General features: G+C 41.4%; 26 protein-coding genes and 1 pseudogene. 3 read left to right on the top strand and 24 right to left on the bottom strand.

The genetic code is table 11. The features are described from left to right. Positions 1–274: 274 nt before the first annotated feature. Positions 275–1,006: a hypothetical protein gene (locus WDV75_RS02205; RefSeq protein WP_273559768.1), complete on the top strand. Its 732-nt coding sequence runs from the start codon at positions 275–277 to the stop codon at positions 1,004–1,006. Between the two features lie 219 nt (positions 1,007–1,225). On the opposite strand, the gene WDV75_RS02200 is transcribed toward WDV75_RS02205, so the two are convergent. The 14 genes from WDV75_RS02200 to WDV75_RS02135 all read right to left on the bottom strand — a co-directional run bounded on the left by WDV75_RS02200 (position 1,226) and on the right by WDV75_RS02135 (position 12,868). After that, positions 1,226–2,887: a terminase large subunit gene (locus tag WDV75_RS02200; RefSeq protein ID WP_273559770.1), complete on the bottom strand. Its 1,662-nt coding sequence runs from the start codon at positions 2,885–2,887 to the stop codon at positions 1,226–1,228. Further along, positions 2,884–3,237 (bottom strand): phage terminase small subunit P27 family, encoded by a 354-nt coding sequence (locus tag WDV75_RS02195; protein ID WP_273559772.1) that lies wholly within the window; start codon positions 3,235–3,237, stop codon positions 2,884–2,886. The genes WDV75_RS02200 and WDV75_RS02195 overlap by 4 nt, the downstream gene beginning before the upstream one ends. Positions 3,238–3,356: 119 nt before the next feature. Next, positions 3,357–3,782: an HNH endonuclease gene (locus WDV75_RS02190; protein ID WP_273559774.1), complete on the bottom strand. Its 426-nt coding sequence runs from the start codon at positions 3,780–3,782 to the stop codon at positions 3,357–3,359. After that, complete coding sequence (locus WDV75_RS02185) at positions 3,782–4,084, bottom strand: head-tail connector protein (RefSeq protein ID WP_273559776.1); 303 nt, start codon at positions 4,082–4,084, stop codon at positions 3,782–3,784. Before WDV75_RS02185 ends, WDV75_RS02190 begins: the two co-directional genes overlap by 1 nt. Next, complete coding sequence (locus WDV75_RS02180; protein ID WP_099115757.1) at positions 4,081–4,416, bottom strand: phage head closure protein; 336 nt, start codon at positions 4,414–4,416, stop codon at positions 4,081–4,083. The genes WDV75_RS02185 and WDV75_RS02180 overlap by 4 nt, the downstream gene beginning before the upstream one ends. Continuing rightward, on the bottom strand, positions 4,413–5,630 hold the full coding sequence (locus WDV75_RS02175) for a phage portal protein (RefSeq protein WP_420497524.1): 1,218 nt from the start codon (positions 5,628–5,630) through the stop codon (positions 4,413–4,415). Before WDV75_RS02175 ends, WDV75_RS02180 begins: the two co-directional genes overlap by 4 nt. 2 nt (positions 5,631–5,632) lie before the next feature. After that, on the bottom strand, positions 5,633–6,181 hold the full coding sequence (locus WDV75_RS02170; RefSeq protein ID WP_273559781.1) for an HK97 family phage prohead protease: 549 nt from the start codon (positions 6,179–6,181) through the stop codon (positions 5,633–5,635). An 18-nt stretch (positions 6,182–6,199) separates the two neighbouring features. Further along, positions 6,200–7,345: a phage major capsid protein gene (locus WDV75_RS02165; protein WP_273559783.1), complete on the bottom strand. Its 1,146-nt coding sequence runs from the start codon at positions 7,343–7,345 to the stop codon at positions 6,200–6,202. 119 nt (positions 7,346–7,464) lie between these two features. Further along, positions 7,465–7,863 (bottom strand): DUF6201 family protein, encoded by a 399-nt coding sequence (locus WDV75_RS02160; RefSeq protein WP_222941855.1) that lies wholly within the window; start codon positions 7,861–7,863, stop codon positions 7,465–7,467. Then, on the bottom strand, positions 7,860–8,699 hold the full coding sequence (locus WDV75_RS02155) for a DUF6402 family protein (protein WP_273559787.1): 840 nt from the start codon (positions 8,697–8,699) through the stop codon (positions 7,860–7,862). Before WDV75_RS02155 ends, WDV75_RS02160 begins: the two co-directional genes overlap by 4 nt. Positions 8,700–8,701: 2 nt before the next feature. After that, positions 8,702–9,436: an Hcp family type VI secretion system effector gene (locus WDV75_RS02150; protein WP_187650705.1), complete on the bottom strand. Its 735-nt coding sequence runs from the start codon at positions 9,434–9,436 to the stop codon at positions 8,702–8,704. A 486-nt stretch (positions 9,437–9,922) separates the two neighbouring features. After that, a complete protein-coding gene (locus tag WDV75_RS02145; protein ID WP_273559789.1) occupies positions 9,923–12,337 on the bottom strand; it encodes a primase-like DNA-binding domain-containing protein in 2,415 nt (804 codons plus the stop codon). Between the two features lie 2 nt (positions 12,338–12,339). After that, complete coding sequence (locus WDV75_RS02140) at positions 12,340–12,750, bottom strand: hypothetical protein (RefSeq protein ID WP_273559790.1); 411 nt, start codon at positions 12,748–12,750, stop codon at positions 12,340–12,342. Continuing rightward, a complete protein-coding gene (locus tag WDV75_RS02135; RefSeq protein WP_256376545.1) occupies positions 12,743–12,868 on the bottom strand; it encodes a hypothetical protein in 126 nt (41 codons plus the stop codon). The genes WDV75_RS02140 and WDV75_RS02135 overlap by 8 nt, the downstream gene beginning before the upstream one ends. A 133-nt stretch (positions 12,869–13,001) precedes the next feature. Between WDV75_RS02135 and WDV75_RS02130 the strand changes: the two genes are divergently transcribed. Continuing rightward, a complete protein-coding gene (locus WDV75_RS02130) occupies positions 13,002–13,193 on the top strand; it encodes a toxin-antitoxin system HicB family antitoxin (RefSeq protein ID WP_099110404.1) in 192 nt (63 codons plus the stop codon). Between the two features lie 199 nt (positions 13,194–13,392). Here the strand turns inward: WDV75_RS02130 and WDV75_RS02125 are convergent, their stop codons facing one another. The 3 genes from WDV75_RS02125 to WDV75_RS02115 form a co-directional block, all read right to left on the bottom strand. Further along, entirely contained in the window at positions 13,393–13,677 is a 285-nt protein-coding gene (locus WDV75_RS02125; protein ID WP_273559793.1) for a helix-turn-helix transcriptional regulator, read from the bottom strand. A gap of 86 nt (positions 13,678–13,763) precedes the next feature. Continuing rightward, on the bottom strand, positions 13,764–14,987 hold the full coding sequence (locus WDV75_RS02120; protein WP_273559795.1) for a tyrosine-type recombinase/integrase: 1,224 nt from the start codon (positions 14,985–14,987) through the stop codon (positions 13,764–13,766). Positions 14,988–15,423: 436 nt separating this feature from the next. After that, complete coding sequence (locus tag WDV75_RS02115) at positions 15,424–15,681, bottom strand: helix-turn-helix domain-containing protein (protein WP_273559797.1); 258 nt, start codon at positions 15,679–15,681, stop codon at positions 15,424–15,426. 472 nt (positions 15,682–16,153) lie between these two features. Between WDV75_RS02115 and WDV75_RS02110 the strand changes: the two genes are divergently transcribed. After that, entirely contained in the window at positions 16,154–16,543 is a 390-nt protein-coding gene (locus tag WDV75_RS02110) for a hypothetical protein (RefSeq protein WP_273559799.1), read from the top strand. 106 nt (positions 16,544–16,649) lie between these two features. Here the strand turns inward: WDV75_RS02110 and WDV75_RS02105 are convergent. From WDV75_RS02105 to WDV75_RS02075, 7 genes and pseudogenes are all read right to left on the bottom strand, one after another. After that, positions 16,650–16,838 (bottom strand): annotated as a pseudogene (locus tag WDV75_RS02105) (terminase TerL endonuclease subunit); the annotation flags it as partial. A 222-nt stretch (positions 16,839–17,060) separates the two neighbouring features. Beyond that, positions 17,061–17,444 (bottom strand): hypothetical protein, encoded by a 384-nt coding sequence (locus WDV75_RS02100; protein ID WP_273559801.1) that lies wholly within the window; start codon positions 17,442–17,444, stop codon positions 17,061–17,063. 2 nt (positions 17,445–17,446) lie between these two features. Then, positions 17,447–18,253 (bottom strand): hypothetical protein, encoded by an 807-nt coding sequence (locus WDV75_RS02095; RefSeq protein ID WP_273559803.1) that lies wholly within the window; start codon positions 18,251–18,253, stop codon positions 17,447–17,449. A gap of 6 nt (positions 18,254–18,259) precedes the next feature. Then, positions 18,260–18,655 carry a hypothetical protein gene (locus WDV75_RS02090; RefSeq protein WP_273559805.1) on the bottom strand — a complete coding sequence of 132 codons (396 nt, stop codon included), beginning with the start codon at positions 18,653–18,655 and terminating at the stop codon, positions 18,260–18,262. A 4-nt stretch (positions 18,656–18,659) separates the two neighbouring features. Next, a complete protein-coding gene (gene tssD / locus WDV75_RS02085; protein ID WP_273559807.1) occupies positions 18,660–19,403 on the bottom strand; it encodes an Hcp family type VI secretion system effector in 744 nt (247 codons plus the stop codon). A 279-nt stretch (positions 19,404–19,682) separates the two neighbouring features. After that, positions 19,683–20,090, bottom strand: coding sequence for a carboxymuconolactone decarboxylase family protein (locus WDV75_RS02080; RefSeq protein ID WP_273559808.1), 408 nt, complete (start codon positions 20,088–20,090; stop codon positions 19,683–19,685). Continuing rightward, positions 20,087–21,298, bottom strand: a complete 1,212-nt coding sequence (locus WDV75_RS02075) for an MFS transporter (protein WP_273559809.1) — start codon at positions 21,296–21,298, stop codon at positions 20,087–20,089. Before WDV75_RS02075 ends, WDV75_RS02080 begins: the two co-directional genes overlap by 4 nt. Between the last annotated feature and the right edge of the window lie 279 nt (positions 21,299–21,577).

Below are 21,577 nucleotides of genomic sequence, written 5' to 3'. Positions count from 1 at the left end.
TGTCGTTCGGACTGGCATCCAAGGAATACAAAACATGTGAAAATGCACATATCTAGTACTGAAACACTTATCTACTTAGTTAGACTGTTTTTTACACTTTATTGGTAAAATAGGATCCTTCGAGACATAACCCACTGTAAATAAATAGCAAAAATTCAACATTGATACATTGAACTTACAAAAGTAACCAAATTCGTGTTTAAATATAGGATGGATAATTAGACAGTCGTTAACCACTGGAATCGACAGAAAAGAGGGGTGGCTACAGAATAAAATGGGAAAGAGAAAGAATAAAAGCAGAAACGGCCCACGACATGCTCAGATAAGAAGTAGAACGACGGTTGAAAATGTAGTACGTAAACCTCTACACAAAAGAATTAGTAATTGTTTACTATGGTTAGCTACAATAGGGATTCTACCCATAATTGGTAGCTTCACCCTAGGTCTTCTAACTGGGGATGTGCAGATTAAGAGTATTAAACCTTCAGGAAGAGGTTACGAATTTACTCTTATTAACAATAACTCTACTGATCAAATCATAGAGAAATTTAGAATATCCCCTGATTTTGAACAAGATTTTATTTTTAATATCAACCAGTCAATTTATGCTGAATTTACTGAAAATGGGGTTAGGATACCTGGAGGTAACTCTACTTACATGCCTGCATATGAATACAAGGACATGAATGGCTATGTATTACCAGCCAAAACTGAAGTGAAATTTCGCATCCCCCCACTTGTTGCAAGAAATTATATGACGCCCAAATCCATGATAGTATTTGCAGACTATAGTACTAAATCAAACAATATATATTTGAGAAGATTAGAATATATTTTCTCAGCACTTAAATTCAGAGACACCAATAAAAAACCAAAATATTTGGTCACTGATAATTATTGGACACCACTTAGCCACGGTAACAAAGTCAACGCAATAAAGAATGCATGTCGAGATGATGATATATTTGCAAAATCAGTAACATGCAAGAAATATCTTAAAGATTAACAAATTATTGCAAACAAAACTACATTCCAACTTACAGTGAAGAATTTATTAAATCCGCTTCTCACCCCTGACGTCAAATTTAGTCGCACTTTTCTACAGAACGCTGGTAGGTTCAGATAAAGTAGCGACTAATCCAAAAAAGTGTGATTTTTAGCCTTCCTAGAGTTTGATTTCATCAATTCCCATTCTGCACAAGCATTAAAAAAATCAATCTGTTATCTAAATTCCATCAAAACTATTCAATCGATGCCACTGTTCCTCACTTAAGCTAAATGCAAACTCTTCATGCTCGGCTTGCCATGTGCCAAAACTCATCAGGAACGCAATCGCAGGATCGACTTTATTCGCGGATTTCTTCTTATTCGGTTTGATATTGGCGTTCGCGTCTGTTTCCATCACCACATTGGCTATCGCCCATGCCAGCACCGGATCACCGTTGTGACGAATGATTTTGCGGTTAACAAACACCTCAGCCGATTTAGTCACGGGGCTAAAGCGCATATAGGTTTGCGAGAATGGCTCAACATCCAGCCCCGCACCCTGTAATTGCGTTCGTAAATGCGTGGCGTTCCATGTATCAAAGCCCACCAGCTTGATATCAAAATTCTGGCTGTCTTTGAGAATATCATCACGGATACGGTCGTAATCAATGCAATCGCCTACGGTAGTGCGTATCCAACCTGCCTGTACCCACTGGCGATAAACAGCCCGATTTTTGTTGGCGGGGTTCTGTAGCTGGGCTTCGGGCAGATAATGACGGGTCAGTAATAACAGTTCGTTATCCACGGGGAAGGTGTAGCAGACACTGGTGATATCGCCTGTGGAAGAGAGATCCAGTCCGGCGTAGCACTCCAAACCTTTCAGGTCGCTTTCATCATAATCTGTCCGGCAGGCTTTCCATACCCCTTCGCCCATCCACGGCGTTTCCCCCTGACACCAGATATTAAAGCGTTTGGTCATCATCTCTGTCCATTGGGAGGGAATGCCCCGCGCTTTTTGGATGATGTCATGTAATGTGGCACTGTCCACGGAGATATTCAGATTGGGATTCGCCTTTCTCCAAAGGGTTTCATTATCAATCTCATGCTCATCGTCCAGCTCGTAAATCAGGGCAAACAGGGATTCGTTTTTCTCTTCGCCGTCCAGTATCTGAGAGCAATAATCATAGTGTTGCTTACAGGCTGAAATAACGTTACTGCCAGCCGTGGTGATGGCAAACAGGATACCTTCGGGACGGGCGCCCATTCCCAATTCAAGGGCAGAGTACACCGCGTTATCAGGGTGCAAATGGTACTCGTCAACAATGGCGAGGCTGGGGTTAGTACCCTCAATCGTGGCGGCTTTGGCTGCCAGCGGTTTTAGCAGGCTATTGCTCTTCGGATAGGTTATTTTGTGTTGCTGAATCGCTACCCGTTTTTTGAGCGGTTTTGATAACAGGCACATCTGGCGGGCATCATCGAATACAATACGCGCCTGATCACGGCTGACAGCGGCGGTGTAAATATCCTGCTGGCCTTGCTCCATCACGAGAAACCAATTCGTCAGTATTGCGGCAACGGTAGATTTGGCATTTTTGCGCGGTACTTGAATATACGCACTGCGATATTTTCGCCGTCCGGTTGCCTTCACTTTGAAGCCGAACAGGTTGGCAAAAGCGAATTGCTGCCACGGCTCCAGCATAATCGGTTTGCCCCGCAAGTGGCCTTTGACGTGCGGACAGTAGCGGGAGAATGCAATAAATCGCGTCACCACCTCCGAATCAAACAGATAAAGCGGGTTATTCAGGTCGTTAAAGTAGCGTTTTACCGCCTGTTTTACCCGCTTACAGGCCGGAATTGTGCCATTTTCGATATCAAAAGCGTATTGTTCCCATGCGTTCATAGTCGGTCTAGCTCGTCCTCTTCTTCTGTTTCCACCGGATTTTTCCGTCGTGATACGGGGTCAAAACCCAACAACGAGGACATTTTTATCATGATTTTTTCGGCGTCCGCTTTGGCACTCAATGACGGATTACGGCTTTCGCTGCCCTGACTATTCACGATGCTAAAGCCTCGGATATCAAGGTCTGCCACCGCTTTTCGGTAAATGGCATAGTTGACGCAATACAGCTCTAAGTTGTTCCAGTCGGCGGCGTTCAGATCTTCCCGCTCGCTTAAGATTTTGCCTTTGGCTTTCCATTGACTGGCGGCAATCTCATTTAAATAAATGGGCGGTTTGGGTGCTCTTGCCATAATGTTCTCTGTTCCTTGTGATTTATTTTCAAAAAAAATTGCCGTGCATAAAAATTGAAGGAGGGGGCGGTTCTGCTCAGAGGAGCATTTGTCATTTTTGATACCCCTACCCCGTTATTTCATTTTGTTATTATTCCAAAGCTAACCAATCGTGCGGCTTCTGCTTCCTGCTCGCGATAAGCACCTTGTTTGCGCCTCGCTTTAATGAGTGGGTCTGCCTGTACCGTCTTACGGTTGTGGCAAGCATGACATAGTGCTTGATGATTGGATGCAGGCCAGAACAGCACATCTGCTTCACCTTGTATCGGGATGATATGATCCACAATGGTTGCAGGCATGTAGCAGTTCAGCTTGAGGCAATGCACACATAAGGGATGCGTTTTGAGATACATCAATCTGTATCTGCTCCACCGGTTACTGTAGCCACGTTCGGTACGTGTACCGCGCTGCCTGTTCTGTTCCCGCCGATGTTCCTCACAGCGACCGGACTTTACCCGTTGCTTACAACTGGGATAGCTACAACGTCTTAACGGTTGCCACGGCATCAGTAGATCCCCACATCACGATAGACAGACCACAGTGATTTGATGGTGAAAGGCACTTCTTTCAGCTCAACATCGGTTGCCATTTCCCGATTTTCATACAGCAAGCCGATATAGAGCAGGCAACCGACTTTAATCGCTGGGGTGAAAACCAACCCTTTATCAAAGCGCTTACCGATATGTTGCTGGCAGACTTCCAACGCAGCATCGGCATAACCCGTTAATAGAACATCATCAAGGGTGTAATCTTCCTCCAGTCGACAATGCTGTTTGATTTCACTCAGGGGAATTTCAATTCGGCTCATCGGAATATCCCTCCCTTGCAAAGTAACTCTAGACGGGTGTATTTCGCATCGGGAATAACCGCCATAATGCTAAAAGCTGTGCCCGTCGTGTTCGCTCCGTGAAAGGTAATGCTGTTCGCTGTGGTCACATCAGCACGATAACGCAGCCAGATACGCACGGTGGCTTCTGAGAACACGGCGCCGGATGCCACCAGCTCCCGTCCACTAATCGCTTTCACTTCTGCCCAGACCGTGGCTAAATCTACCCAGTTGTTGAGTACTTCACCGAATTTACCCCGACTGGCTTCATTTTTTCGGATTGTCACCCGATGCCTTAATCTGCCTGCTCTCATTCGTTACTCTCCTTGTCTTGTTTGATTTCCACGGTTTGCTTCCATGCCTGACTGAATTCATCGCCACCGGCACGGGGCGATAAGCCTTCCCGCTCACGGGCTTCATTCGGACACATCACACCGGATTTAATCGCTGTCTCATAGCTCTGGAAACGTTCTTTCGGATTAGCGCGAAGCAGATCAGCTGTGTCGAATTCGACTTGGTAGCGAATGCCTTTTGTTGGTGAATTCATCAGCAAGGCGGATTTGATTTGCTGCTCAAAATTGGCAAGCCACGGGCGCATGGTGATCGTCAGAAAAGCACGGGAAGCCTCACTAAAGTTGCTGTAGGTACTGTTCGAATATTCTTGCAGAAAGATAGGACTGACATTGAACATACGCGCAATATCTTCAATGGTGAAACGGCGGGAGGCCAACCACTCCGCATCCTGATTGCTCATCCCCAATTGCTGGTATTCCATCCCGCCCTCAAGAATAGGCGTTTTGCCTGCATTGCGAGCGCCTTTATAACGTTCAAGCGCTTCCAGTGCCTTATTACCCTTGATGCCATCCAGCCAGTCAGCGGCTTTAATCACGCCTGCTGCCATCATACCCTCTTTCATAATGCTGGCACCGTGGCGCTGTTGCGCCAACCCCAAACCCAGCGTTTCCCGGCAAATCGTGACAGGCGAGCGCCCCAAAAAGCCATCTTCGGTGGCATAACGCAAATGCAACACTTCTTCCTGTAGATAGGTTTTGACCTTGCCGCTATAGGGTTCGGTAATGGTATAAGCAAAGCGGTGATCCGATAATCGTTGCGGCACAACCGCTGACGGTGGGTAAGGGTGCAACGATTGTGGCTGTCCGTCTTTTCCCCAGACTATGACTGCATACGCATTACCATTGAGTAAGCAATGACGCATTAAAGTTCGTTTAAACTGAAACGGAGTCTGGCAGTCATTTGGGTATTCATTAAGCAAATAATCTACCGGATGATCACTCAACCATTCGCGGGATTCTTTCCCGTTCTGGTGCTGAACCCGATAAAGATAACAGGGCATGGTGGCAATGGCTTCACTAATCACTGTGACGGCATTCATTACTGCGGGTAAACCCTCGGCGGTCGAAGGTGAAACATGCTCGCCCGATTTAGTGTTAGTTATGCCTGCCAGAGAAAAAAATTCATCTACCGTCATGCTACGTCGTTCTGGAGAATTTCGCTTAAAAGGCCACATCATCACACCTCAGATAGTCGCAGCCAGTAATGATACAAATCCGCATTGCAGGGCTTCACCGCATTTAGCGAACGTTTGGCAATCTCTACGCCGCTTTCAGGATAAGCAGGTAAGCTAGTGATCGTGATTTCTCGTAGTTCCGCTTCCAATACCGTTCTGATATACGGCTCTTGACTTGTATCCCATTGATCTTTGATTGCTCTGAATCCAAAACTCATTCCGGTAATATCACCCCGCTCAACCAGTGCCAGTACATCACGCCCTAATTGCGTATCAGGCGGGGTGAATTCGAAGCGTAACCCGGTGGTATCTTCACTCAATTGCAACGTGCCGGACGTGGTTCGCCCTAACAGATTCATATGATCATGTTCATACAGTGCCCTGATATCAGCACTTGCCGCTAGACTGGCGCTAAAGGCATTCGGGGCGAACTGTTCGACAAACTCATCCCACAAGATATGTGATCGGCTGTTCCACTTAATCACATAGCCTGTCAGTTTCTTATCATTGGCAGATAATGAAGCGGTACGGATTTCAAAATCATTCTTCATCGATAAACTCCAAGATTATCAAGAGGCTTTGATTTCCAGCACCTTGATTGCGTTGGAGTCCACCAGCCCACCGCCCAAATATTTATCGGTGTGTACCTTATAGAATCCCGGCTCAGTGATATTGTCGGGGCGAGTACGAATGCCCGTTTGATGGTCAACAATGAAGTAACCGCGTTTGAAGTCACCTAGCGCAATGATGTTATCCGGCATAAATTCGAGATAGTGGACAGGTAAGCCCAGCAACATATCAGGATCAGCCGCTTGCAGACGCTCCCTCCAGATGTAATCCCCGTTGCTATTTTTCAGCTTCTGCACGTTGGCGGCGGTCGTGGAGTTCATCACCCAAACAGCGTTTTTGCGGTATTTGTTTTTGAGCAAGAATTTCAGGTCAATCAGGCTATCAGCTTCAAGGCTGGTAACTTCCAGCTTTTGCAGCGTACCAAATGCGCGTACCTTGTCAGCTTGGGTGTCACGGGGATAAGACAGAAAGCCTTTCGCTTTTTTGCTACCGTCACCGCTAACCAGATCTGTTTCTTCGGTATCCACAAACGTATCTGCAATCTCAGACGTCAGCCAGCCTAAGATATCGACATCGCTAAAATCGATAATTTCCTGTGTGGTTTTGGGATAGGCATAGATAGGAAACAGCTTGATACTGACTTCTTCCATCTTCGGTGTCGCCGTCTCACTGCGTACCTTGCCTTCTTCCCCATGAGCAACCGCTGCGCCACCGACCGAAACAAGTTGTTTATATTCGTTGCTGCGTGTGGTTTTAATCGTACAGATTCGACGCATGACCGACCCATCAGCCAGTTGCTGCATGATCTGCTTATTCAGCTCAGGGATAACGGTATAACCGCCGTCTGCGGGGACGCCTGTAGACAGGGAACGGGCTTCGCCAGTCAGGATATAGTGGCGTAGTTCATCATTATTGAGTGTTTTACTGGTTGTCTGGTTCTTTGCTTGATTGCGTTCTTCATCAGATAAAGACTCATAACGGGCAATTTCCGTATTCAGGTTATCGGATTGGCTGCGCAGCTCGTCGAACTGTTTGGCTTCATCGGGATTCAGTGAGCGCTTTTCGTTTTCGGCTTGAGTAAGCAGCGAACGCATTTGATGGATTAAATCGGCTTTTTGCTGGCGTAATTCGAGTAGTTTTTTCATGGTGTTTTTGCGTTATTTGTTTATTTAAATATTATTTAACACGATGAAAAATAATAAAGAAGCCTCTGAAATTCAGAGGCTAAACAAGAATAAACATGAAGACAAAATATTTACAAAAATTATTTCAATTTATTTACATAGATGACTTCATATCCGTCATTTGTTGGATAGATAAAAGCGTCATCATCAGTGGATGGAAAACCAAATGAAGCAGAAAATGCCCCATATGATATTGATGTAAACGGAGAACTCTTCCAGATAAGTCTATTTTTATTGTCATATAAAACAATAAAATAGTCATCATCCATAATAACATACTTAAACATTGCGTATGGCGATATGGGTAATTTTTTATATACTACTGCGGTATATTGACCATTTTCATCCTTTACTTCAAATTTCTTATTCCAATTACCGAAGAAAAAAGTTGATGGAAATGCAATCCATACGATAAAAATAGTAATTACTGCCAAAACCAATAATGGTTTTTTAGAAAAAAATTTACATTGAGTTTTCATAATTGAATGATTTTATGTTGTGGTAACGGATCCATCCATAAAATATCAGAAAAAACCATAAAGTCGCCGCCTTCATTATGCTTTTTCTGCCATTTTCTAAAACTATCATTAATGACAGGAACATATCCATTGTATTTAATCCATAGAACCATCCAGCTTCCACTGGCATAAAGAGCAGCATAATCAACGGAGCTAACTTTATCTAAGATACCGTTTTTACTCCAAATTCCCAAAGGTTCGTTAGAGCCAACGAAATCATAGGTGTCTTTTAAATACATACCAATCTGTTCGGTGACAAAAACATCTTTACTGTCTAATTTATCCACATGGCCTTTAACAGCTACCTTCATATTGGAATTGCCCATAGCACCATACCAATCGTCAATCGTATCAAATTTAGAGCCAAATTGCCTAACATTGACTGCTGAAAATGTATCTAATTCTCGTATATCTTTTTCATATCCTAGTGTTTTATTACTACTTTCTTTTAATTTCTTTTTTAATTGCCTAATACCCGCATCACTTGCCCAACCATTGATTAATACATCCATTACATCTTGAGGTTGTTTATATTGCAATGCCCATTCCATTTTTATGATAGAATCATTTAATCTTTCATCTGGAATATCTATTGCACTACCTGCAACATACTTGCTTTTTACTTCTTCAGTAAATGTATAGGCAGGCTTTGTATTGAACCAATGGCGCATTAATTTTGGTGCCATCTCCCAGCCCATTTTTTCCATTGCATCCGGGATTTGGTTTAAATAAAAAATATCCGTTTCAATTTCTGTTGTTTTTCCGCCTTTAACGGTTTTAGTTTTAAAAATCGACATTATCAAATCCCTATTTTCGTCTGAAATAAATATTTAACTTCAATATTTTCTTCTTTTTTGGCATCAAACTGTTTTGTCATTCCAGACGTTTGACATATTCCCTCAATTAGTCCCTTATCCGTTTCCACGCCATACGCAATATCTTGGCAGGCATCTCCTTGATGTTTCAGTATGAACTTATGGCTAAATAGAGCCGCAACAGCTTCTTCCACTAATGGCTTCACATTTGAGAACCCAGACAACAACGGCTTGCCTTCTTCACGCCCGGCTAATTGTGTGATGCTGTAGCCCGAAGTCCCCGCTGCAATGTGGTTACACGCGATAGATTTGTAATCGAGCATCACCACTTCATGGGGGATTGCGCCGTTATCATTAATGGAATGGGGATAATTATAGGCAAGATCAACGATTGTCGCGCCTGTCAGTTTAATTTCGTAAAAGAGTTCCAGATGACCCATCGGGCTTGTCCGGTAGTGCATAAAGCGCGCTTCCAGCAATTCGTTTCCATCGATTGCCATTGCTAACAGCGGTGAGGATTTATCAATGGGCTTGGTAAAGCTGACAGGGTGATGATGTGCACTCTGATCGCGGCTTACTGAATGATTGACACCCAGTACCTGTATTTCGTCTTCCCGGCCTGTCTGATAGCGATTTCCGATGGATTCGGGCGTTGAACAGCCCGCTGAAATTAATCCCTGCTTCTTGCCTTTTAGTGATAAGTAGATAACGTGTGACATCTTGTCTCCTGTGATCTGACTTTCGATAAAATCGAATGAATGAAACAGGATACAGCAGGAATATTTATCTATTCTAGCATGAAGAAAAATTCAGCAGTAAATTTGTGATTAATCTCTGTTCTTAAATAAAATCAGAATATTACATCGTTTAAATTTCTGGTAATACCAAATCAGGCTGATACCTTATTTTACTGTCTCCTATCATCCGACTTTTATTTACCTGCCAAAGATAGCCCCCTATAAATCTTTTTCACCCTCTCAGTTATGCACCCTCTGCACATTCTTCTCAAAGCCTTGCTACATCTGGGTTTGCAGTAATTAATATGATATTCACTGACTGTATCCCCTGTTCACCCTTTTTTATCCTAATGAAGAGAATGTATATTGGATATATAGCTAAGAAATAACTATACATCTATTATTTTCTTTTAAATACAGATAGATATTTAAAATGATGTATGGAATGCAGACTTAAGCCCAAAAAGTTTATAGTGGGGATTTAAAGCCTCGGCATTCAGGCAATGACGGCAACCACTCTTCGGCTTCTTCCGATAACTCAACGTTATAAGAGTAACCTTTCTTGGTTCGTACTTTCCGATACTCCTTTTTGTATTCCAGCATAATTTTGGGGAGCGATTCGCCGAACTTGGTCAGTGTTAACGGGCGTTCAAAGCCATGTGCTTCCATAAAGGAAAGATAAGCATGATACAGATACAACCTCGGCGCTCGTGGGCTAATGTTCTTAGTGCCCATCTTCATCCCAGTTGCATCATTGACGGTTACCAGATAACCACAAAATCGATACAACGGATCGGAATTGCTTTTCACCGTTAATGCTTCGTTAGAATCGCGTTGTGCCTGTAGCAGCTTTTTAGCTTTGTTCTGGTCGGCAAATTCGTTTAATAAATGGCGGATTATGACGGGCAGTTCCCGACTGATTTTCTCCGGTAAGTGTGGATCTTTCTCTGACTCTTTGACCGGAATGTTAAACGGGAATATCACCCGCCGCCGTGCAATACCGCCATTACGCTCTGTAAAACTCATTGGTTCGTTATTGGTGGCTAATACCACGGCCTTAATGACCGTAGAAAATTGCTTCTCATATTTCCCGTCAACTTCGATTAAATCACCGCCAGTAATTGCCTTAATGCCAGCGCCTTCACCGACATATTTAACCTGATCGGGCAGCGTAATCAGGCTTTTCCCGACAAACTGATAACGCCCTCTCGCTTCGTCCAATGCTCTCATATTGCCACTGGCGGTATTGTGCTCACCTGCCAATAAAGCCGCAAGGTAAGTAAACACACTTTTACCGCTGCCACCTTCACCTGTGACTTCAATAAATAACTGCCAGTCATAACGATTAGCCAGAATCATGAACAAAGCGGCTTTAATGCGGTTCATCTTGTTTTCATTGCTCCCCGCTGCATGAGACAGCCAGCGATAAAAATCTGGAGCATGATCCGGCAAATTTTCACCAATAGCAGGCGGAGTGAATTCGATGCCGTTATGGTTCATTAGCCAGTGTTCTTGCTGATGTGGGATAAATTGTTGTTCTGATAAATCATACACACCATTACTGAACCCGATTAAATCCTGCCGTGGTTCACCAATAACAGGAATTTGTAATTTCATCGCACTAATCGCGTTATTAATGCCGTTCGGGCTGTAAGGGGTTTCGTGCTGGTCGAAGATTGCCACCATTGCGCGGCGCAGCTCATTATCCGACACGGTTTCCCATGTTGTACCGTTATAGTGGTAAACCATTTCGCTATCAGGATTAACCGCCACTTTACCGTAACGTTCAACCAATAGTGCCCCGCGCTGACTGGCTGCCATTTGTGCTAGATTGTTATTGGTCTTTTTGGGCTTCGCTTCTTGGAGCACAACCGCTTCTGTTTCCATTTGTTTTTTCTCTCCCACCTGATATAACCCGTTGCTGAATGCCTGTTTTGCTGCCTCAATACCGTGGTGCTGGCGATAATCGTCCCAGTCAGATTTCAATGCCGTAGGCGGTAATGTTACCCAACCGTTAATCGCTATAGCGGCTTTTTCTGCCGCTATCTTGCCAACATTCTTTTTTAGCCTGCCGTTTTTGTCTCGCTCTCCCGATTCGTGCCAGTCATTATCAGCAGCAAGGATGATTTTTGTGTCTGGCCATTGCGCTCTGATCTGCTCGGCAACATTCAGTAAATTGCTTTCATCAATCGCCGCCAGCACAACACCCTCATATAGCTGGCTGACGGTTAACGCGGTGGCGTAACCCTCGGTAATGATGAACGTGTCCGACATTCCGGTAATCTCGGATACGGAGATAAAACTCCCTTTTTTTTGAGTACCTGCAACAAGGCGTTTTTCACCGTTTGGCTTGATGGTTTGCCCGCCTGTGATCGTGCCGTCCAGTGCCTGAGTCACCAGTAATAAAGAGCCATCTTTCAATAACCGTTGATTAGGGCATTGAAGCCCCTTTTTCACCAGATATTGAGATTCACCCGTAATAGCCGTAGCGAGCATTGTTACGATACGTTCAGCAATAGGTTTCGCTGTTCGGGGCTGTTCTTTGGTGGACTTGGGTTCAGGTAAAGGAAGTGCCAGCGCGTCAGCTACCAACTTAGCGGCGGCAACGACTGTGATCCCGTTGGTTCTTGCCACTAAATCCAGCCCATCACCATGATTCGGCGCATCACATTGGCGACAATGCCAGTCACCATGATGGTTATCATCGATAAAGTGAAAGCGGTCAGTACCGCCGCAAATCGGGCAAGCGCCGTGTTTGCCTTTTGCCGGAATATCAACACCACAGGCTGGCAACAAGTTTTGCCAGTGATTGATGGCTGATGTTTTAACTGTTCGAATAACATCCAGTGGGCGGCTTTTCTGATTATTATTTCCCTGACTCATGATCACTCGTCCTCGCCATTAACCGCTGCATAGAGCGAATAGTAAACTTCCTGATTAATATCACAGGCTAGCGACAGCAAATCGTGTAACTCTTCCGAACAGTGTTGGCTGGCCTGTTCAAGAATGACCTCATATAAAGAGGTACATAATCCCGCACGAAATGAAGCCTGACCTAACGGATCGGATTTTCTGTATACAATGCAATTAACTAATTTATTCACTGGATTTTGTGGGGCATGTTTCGACAGGTCGCGATAAACCTCCTGATGAATGCCGTGTGCCAATGCAATCAGGTTATTTAAATTGATTTCACAGCGTTCATCTTTGGCTTTTTGGGTAATGAACGTGAAAAGTGAAATACCCAGACCTGCACGATATAGCGCCTGTTTTAGTGAGATAGGTTTATTACTCATAGTATGCCCCCTGACGTAATGCGAAGATCAAGGAGGACATATCAGCCAGCCGCTGAGTGTCGGATGTAATAAGGAATGTAAATTTAAGGCGAGTTTGGTTAGACTGTGTATCAGCCATAGCATTAGCTCCGATAATGTTGTGGTCAGACGCCCTACATGTGTTGCGATCACTGTGGGGCGTTGTTCTATTAGGCTCTGCCGTGATAAGGTGTGTACCTAATGTAGATGATACTATTCCGATAGGTACACACATGTCAACGGTCAAAAGAGATAAAAGCCCTAAAGGTGAAGGCAAAGCGCCAGCTTTCCAAATACGTATGCAGCCTGAATTTAAGAAACAATTATCAGAATTAGCCAAAAATGAAGGCATGAGTCTGGGAAATTGGTTTAAGGAATTAGCCCGTAAGGAATTACAATCACAGGGAATTGAACCCAAAGGTTGAGCCGCCCAGCAATAAATCCAGTTATTAATTAATACTCTCAAAGAAATAACTATCTCAAATTGGTGACTCCTTAAACAAAAGGAGTCTTTATAGTTAATAACCGCCATCACATCCCTTATCCCAAAAAAAATCAGACTATTTTTAGAGTGAGTTTGTCCACTGCCAATTAAGGCAATTAATTTTTCTATTACGTTATTATTTAATTTTCGGGTTTTCGGCTATACGGGTTATTTATATTTTCTACTGTAGGCGGATTTCGTACCCAATGGAGAAGATCACTAAGCAACCAAGCGCAAGAATTACGACCTAATGGCTTACGGGCAGGGAAGCGGCCTTCATTTTCCAGCTTCCATGCTGACGTTCTGGAAATAGAGGTGATATGCTGGCGTTCTTTTTCACGAATAAGACGATCATAAGGTTCGCCATATTCGGAAAGTATAATGCGACGTTCTTCAGGTGTAGGAGTGTTATATTGAATGGTCATGCTACCCTCACTGTTTCATTGTTTTTGTGAGGGTATTTTACTTAATGGAAATTATTACGAAAGAAAGCAACTTTGTTGTGTATATATTACAATTGTGCTGCTTTTAATATAACCACATTCTCATAATTACCCGCTAATACATCCAATCGCTCACACCACTTGTTTAAAGCGTCTAATTTCTCTGGTAGGTATTGACTCTTATTATATATCGCCATAACACCCGGCAAAGCATGGCCTATAAGCTGCTCTACTACATGTGGGGCAACCCCTAAGTTATTAAGTTTAGTTGAAAAGGTTCGTCTTAAATCATGCAAAGACCACTCTCTATCATGCCCTAATCTTTTCCATATATTCCTGCCGCACTGTGAAACTGTTTCAGGATTTTTAATTTCTCCTAACAAATAATCACTTCTATGATTCTGGTGCTTAAGTTCATTTAAAAATGGCCTCATGTATGCTGGTATTGGGCGAATGATTTCCGCACCTGTTTTACTATTTTCCTTTGGAACAATCCACAGCATAGAATCAAAATCCCATTCTGACCATTTAGATAATCTGGCTTCCTGTGAACGGCAACCAAAAACAATTAAAATCCTCAACAAGTTGCTATAGTAAGGTAAATACAGGTTTGTATTAAGAGACTGCCAAAGTTGACCAATTTCATTATCTTTTAAATATCTCTGCCCTTTGTTTTGCTTTTTTCCGACATCAATAATGGTCAAATCATCCAATACATTACTGATCACATATCTTCTTACTCGGCAGAATTTTAACGCTTGTTTACACATTTGGAATATATAACCAGCAGCCACTGGTGCTTTCTTTTTAATTCGATCAAAACATTGCAGCCAATAACGAGTTTCACAATCTGTTAATGCCATATTTCCAATATAAGGGTATATATGCTTCTCCAATTGAGATATATGTTTGTCTATATTTTTCCTATTATCTTTAGCGTAATTATCAATCCAATATTCTATAGCTTGCTTTACAGTGACTGGATTCAAAGATTCCTGCATGGTCAGATTCAGTTGGAGCTTTGGATCTTTACCCAATGAGAGCCAGTTCCTACACTTATCACGAATTGCACGGGCTTCTTTAAGGCTCATATCAGGATAGCGCCCAAGTGTGATGATATCGGCTTCTGTATCACGCCCTCCAGTTCTATACTTAAAAAACCAACTGATAGCGCCTTTTTTAGTAACACGAATCATTAACCCTGCACCATCAGCAAGTTTTACTAATTTATCTCTTTCCGTTCCATGTAACGCTCTGAGTTTTTTATCAGTTAATTTATTTAGCTCAGCCATGTATATATCCATAAAGAATGAGTTCACGCTGTCTCGGATTACCCCACCGATTACCCCACAGTTTGATGTAAGAGTGGATAAACGTCAATAAGCACTGGAACAACATACAGTATAATGATTGTGTAATTTATTGATTTATATTAATTTAATAAAATCATAGAAAAACACGTAAACATAAATTCTTCTGATACGGCATGAACTGATCCTAGTCAGTCAACATGTTGTTGAAGAAGCACTTTCTCTTTTGAGGAAGTGCTTTTTTTGTTTGTGGTTATACAAATATTTATACATGGAAAAAGGTTTATACCCACTGGGTAGTTGCGAGTAAGCAAAGGAAAAACTTGGGAACAAATAAAAAGCCATGAGAACAAGAAACACATCTTTGTTATCTCAGGGCTTAAAATTTCAGAGGGTGGCTTTTTGTCTGATTAAGATGCTAACGGCTCTTTCTGACAGTTCTTTCAATAAGCTGGCCATCACGATCAAAATAGCGGCTAGGCCAGATTTCTGAAGGGTGTATTCCGAGGTAATTTGCAATAATCCACTCGCCTTTAGGCCACGGGCGTGACAGCGTGTTTGCTAATGTAGAAGAACTCAATCCTGCTTCACGGGAAACTGCCGCCAAGGTTGTACCACGCTTACGCAATGCAGCGATAATATCGGCTTGATGCCAATCATTTCTAATATTATTCATTCCTGCTACCCCTTCCATTAATTAAAAAATTGATGGTGGTGATAGCGGGCACTGGCAGAAAATTCCTACCAGTGATTCGTGATACAGGGATGCGAAGCCCTGACCACTGGATTTTGCCAACGGCGGGGACACTTTAGCTGATTGGTTTATCTGGTTCAATAAGCGAACCAGTACAAACGTTTAACTTTTTGCGGTAATGACTCAACATTCAAATCATTAATACATATAATAACTACTAGAAAGCAAAATTAACTTTCTTTAAATAGTTAACGTTATGATGAGTTATTTTCAAACAAAATATCTATTGAAAACATTCAAACCGGAATTAAGCACTATGAGAAAAATGTGGAAATTATTACCCATTATATTGATTTTATTTTTGCCATTTAAAACACTCGCTAAAGTCAGTTTGGAACGACACCAAGTTACAAACCATGCACTCTCTATTACAATCCCAAAGGGGTTTACTTTGATGGACGAAAAATCCAAAAGATTAAAGTACCCATCAATGAGAGATACTAATGAAAAAATCATTTTTACCGATGAAAGTGGAAAAGTTAACATCATAATTAGCGTTGGAATGGTATCTATGCTTCCAGAACAATTAGATATGTTTACAAATTCATTAGTAAAATTAATGCCAAACTATCAACCATCACTCAAAAAAGTAATTGTTGATGGAAAAAATGCGAGGATAATAGATTTTATATCAAGTGCAATGGATACAAACATTCATAATAAAATGTTAACTACATCATTTAATGGTAAAGCAGTAATTGTTTCATTTAATACAACTGTTGATGAGTGGGAACAGTACAAAGATGTGAGCACTGATATATTGTTATCTCTAAAATTTGAATAAATTAACTTTTTATCACTCAATTAGATAACAGAATTAAAGGAGCGATCTGAATTCGTTTTGCTCCTTTTGTTTTTTAAATTTACTAAATCCCACCAAAACTATTCAATCACCGCTGTTGTTCTGAACTCAAAGTAAATGCAAAATCCTCATGCTCTGCCTGCCATGTACCAAAACTCATCAGAAACGCGATTACCGGATCTATCTTATTGGCAAATTTCTTTTTATTCGGTTTGATATTGGCAGTGGTGTCTGTTTCCATCACGACATTATCGAGCGCCCATGCAAGCACTGGATCGCATTTGCTGAATTAAATCCGCTTTTTGTTGGCGTAATTCGAGAAGTTTTTTCATGGTGTTTTTCAGAATAGTTATTTTCTTTAAAACACTATTTAACACCATTAAAAATAATAAAAAAGCCTCTGTTATTTATAAGTAACACAAAGGAAAACATGAAGAAAAAATATTTACAAAAAAAATAATTTTAAATGGCGAATTAAATCGCCATTTTTCATTAATACTTATTCACTCACTTTTATAATGTATATCTTTTCAAAATCATTTGCCCCATTTATCATTGTTCCGTAAATCACCCCTGCTACCTTTATTTGTATTTCTCCAGCATGTGTAGGAGTACCTTGTATTTTTATACGGCTGTAATCCTTTGCTGTTACTGGTTTTACAGGGACAGTATAATCACTAGGACTCCATGTTAATCCCGAGTTTTCAGGTGTTATTTCTGCGCCAAAACTCTTATCTATAACACCAGGTATTCTTATTAACTCATTATATGGTGTATCAATCCTAGCATCTTTTAGATAATTTCCATCAGGATAGATATGAATAGCTTGCTTTGAACAAGCGGAAATAAACAAAAAAGATATAATTAAAAGAATTCTACTCATATTTATTTTATTGGCTTGAAAACCAACCCTCCAAATGTATGTTTAAGAAAATAATTCAAATTATTACCCTCTTTAACTTGTTGATAAATCTTACCCCAAGAAAACATATTTAAATTAACCGTATTTTCATTATTTATATCATTTAAATTTATTGGCATCCCTTTTGAACTAACTTCGCCTTCCCATACAACCCAATGATTTTTCATTGAAGTGTCACCAGTGATCCTGTCTAGCATTCCGGCTGATATTAAACTTACAACTCGATATCCTTTTTTTATATATTGATTTAAATTTATTATATCGTTCACATTACTATGTGAGAATATACTTATGTTGTCAAAAACCTTTTCATATCCAGCCTTTTCAAACCACTCTGTTAATTTTTCCCACATGGTAATACCCGCTACTTGATCTGAAATTTCATCGTAGTTCATAATCGTATTTTCTGAATCTCTTAAACTGGCTAATGTCAACCAATCTAATCCTGAGATTCTTTCACCATACTGATTATAAAAAGATCCTTTAGGATGGCGACAACCATCACCTGGCTTAATCTCTAATTGACCAATTTTAGTTCTGCCATGTTCCCATAACTCACGCGCAGCTTGCTCATAGATATCTGGTCTGTCCATTTGTAAACAATAAAAAAATGCTGCAGGCCCACATAAACTTGCTCCATTTTGATCCGGATAAGTTCTTTTCGATAACCTATCCTGAATTTGTGATTCGACTTTATTCTTCTCAAATGGATCATCAGGATGACCAATTGGATATTCTTCTGCAATAAACGCCCTTTCAGGAATAGTCAATTTTAATTAAACGGTATTATCCCCATCGCTAACAGGTTTTGTTTCAATCGTGCTTTCAAAATAACAGGCATTTTCTCTTTTTTTATCCGAACAGGCTTTACCTTCTACAAATTCCCCCAGTGTATACATCTTTTTAAAAGGGGCTTGCAATGCCTGAATCGTATTTGAACCATGTTTGCGATAAAGCATGATTTGCATAATATATGTCACGGAAAGATCATCGTCTGTTTCTTTAGTGACATGCTGTTGAGTTTCATAATTGCTCTGTAATTGTGCCTGAAAAATATCAAGCAATATGTGATGATTTCCTTTTGCGTCCTTACGATAAATGATTAAATCATACAGCAAGTTTTCGGCAGGTACATTTGATTCTATTTTTGTGTAGACGGTATAAATCGGCATGGGATTAGTCCTTTAAAATATGAAAACTCAGGTTCTTTTTGTCATCAGTGAGATGCCATTGGGTATAACCTTGTTTATCAGTTTTTCCTTCTTTTACCTGACCATCCGGCAGGCAAACACGATATTTGCGTTCGGTTAGAAGATTGCCATCATCATCCACACAACGATAACGGGCATGATGTTTAGCGGGTTTTATCGGAGTTTCTTCAACCAGCGGCTTCTTAAGCGGCTTAATATCCGAAAACTCGGATAAAAGCGGCTTGCCTTCTTCACGCCCGGCTAATTGTGTAATGCTGTAGCCCGAAGTCCCCGCAGCAATATGCTGACATGAGATAGATTTATAATCGAACATCACCACTTCATGGGGGATTACGCCGTTATCATCAATGGAATGAGGATAATTATAGGCAAGATCAACGATTGTCGCGCCTGTCAGTTTGATTTCGTAAAAGAGTTCCAGTTGTCCCATCGGACTTGTCCGGTAGTGCATAAAGCGCGCTTCCAGCAATTCGTTTCCGTCGATTGCCATCGCTAACAACGGCGAGGATTTATCAATGAGTTTAGTAAAGCTAACAGGGTGATGATGTGCACTCTGGTTACGGCTCACTGAATGGATGACACTCAGTACTTGTATTTCGTCTTCCCTGCCTATTTGATAGCGGTTTCCAATAGATTCGGGCGTTGAACAACCCGCTGAAATTAATCCCTGTTTCTTGCCTTTTAGTGATAAGTAGATAACGTGTGACATCTTGTCTCCTGTGATCTGACTTCCGATAAATATCAAATGGACGAAACAGGGTACAACAGGAATATTTATGGATTCCAGTATGAATAAAAGTCCATCAATGAAATTGTGATTAACGTCTATTCTTAAACAAAATCAGATAATTACATCATTTAAATTTCAGGTAATACCAAATCAGCTCAATACCTTATTTTACTACCTCCCATTTATCCGGCTTTTATTTACCTACCAGAGATACCCCTATTGTTGTGCTTTAATAAATTCGGACAAGAATGACGTTAATTAACCCCTTAATGCAGTTGGAAAATGGTTTTCTGTAGCAGCAATAGCAGAACGGTATGCCGTTAATCCATTCATACATGCAGGTACTCCTGCATAAACTGCCATCTGTATAACAACCTCAAGTAACTCTTCAGGTGTTACCCCAACATTAAGCGCCCCTCGCATGTGTAACTCCAACTGTTGCGGAGCATTACCAAGACTCACTAAAGCAGCAACAGTGAGCATTTCACGGGTCTTAAGATCAAGACCTGGGCGACCGACCACTGAACCAAATGCATAATCAGTAACCAGATAGGGTAAGTTTTCATCTAATTCTTTGAGGCGATTGATTACTTTATCGGCGAGACCTTTTTCTAACTGATTCATAATGTCCCGACCATGATTTGTCAGTTCAGTACCTTGTTTCATATAGCTTTCTCCGTAAGAGTGTTACTGGTGGAAATGTTAGAAGGGATCGTAGAGATAATAAGTATGGACAGAGCGATTACAGCACCTGCGGTCACAAAGAGTGCATGAAGTGACAACGCTGAGACCATCCAGGCTCCCACTAAAGCCCCCATTCCGATTGCTCCGTTAAAAAACGAAACATAAACCGCAGATGCTGGAAACGTTTTATCGCCGGCCAGACGGAGAACCCAGGTTTGGAAGCCCACGAAAATCCCAGAAATTGCGACGCCCCATAAAACTATCGCTATCAGGATATCTGTACGGGATAGTGATTCTGCTCTGATACCTAAGATCAGAAGAACAATCCCGATAAGTAAAGCAGACAGTGTGACCGTAGTTTTAAGGTGTTTATCAATGACAATGCCGGTCAGGAAATTACCGCCTAAACCTGCAATACCATAAATGAATAAGATTGTAGGGATGAAATCCTTCGAAAATATTGGTTGCGCATTGAGCCAGGGTTCGATGAAAGTAAACGCAGCAAAGTGTGCTGTAATAGCAAGTAATGTGGCCGCATAAATTTTCCATTGTATGGCTGAACTCAACACACTTTTTAAGGCGTTAATACCAATTGTACTTTTAGTTGTAACTTTAGGAACAAGAAGCATGATGCCAAAGAATGCAACCACACTCAGTAGTGCCATCAACCAAAACGCTTGGCGCCAACCAAAGTGCAAACCGATATAGTTAGACAAAGGGACACCCAATACGCTGGCGGCTGAAACTCCACCAAAGACAATTGATGTTGCTGTACCCAGATACTTTATCGGAACCATTGCTACCGTCGTCGCACCTATCATCGCCCAAAAAGCACCATGGGCTACAGATCCAATAACACGGGCAACCAAGAGCACTTCAAATGAATCAATGGTTGCAGACAAGATATTTGATACAGCCAAGATGATTGTCAGCGTTAACAACAGGATCTTTTTGGGGAAATTTCCCAAAAAAACAGACGCAAAAAGCGCACTTAATGCCCCACCCCATGCGTACAGTGATACCGTCATCCCAATGCTGGACTCTGAAGTATTAAGGCCATCTGCTATCGGTGTCAGCAGGCCAACAGGAGCCAGTTCAGTCGTCACAATAGTAAACGTTGATATTGAAAGAATAAACAAAGCTAACCATGTCCTAAACGACATTTCAGGACTTTTAATTTTTGATGTCATGAATTACAACCTTTGAATAGATGTTAAATGTTGCCCCATTCTTTCATCTTCACATAATCAAAGAAATTTTCATTGGAGCTTACATATACTGGTTTTATGAGCGTAATTCGAGAAGTTCATGAACTGTACGCCACAAAAGTATTATTTTTTAGAACGCTTATTTAGCTCTTCAAATATCAAAATACTACGATGAATTTTCATGAGAATTGTTAATTTTGTAATTCATTTTTGATATCACTAAATAGGTTTTCATCATACTGATGAGTATCAGATGTTGGA

Origin of the sequence: Xenorhabdus griffiniae (assembly GCF_037265215.1) — a bacterium.
GTDB lineage: Bacteria > Pseudomonadota > Gammaproteobacteria > Enterobacterales > Enterobacteriaceae > Xenorhabdus > Xenorhabdus griffiniae.
The sequence above is the reverse complement of the archived record's forward strand: the minus strand, read 5'-3'. Positions and strand labels throughout refer to the sequence as shown.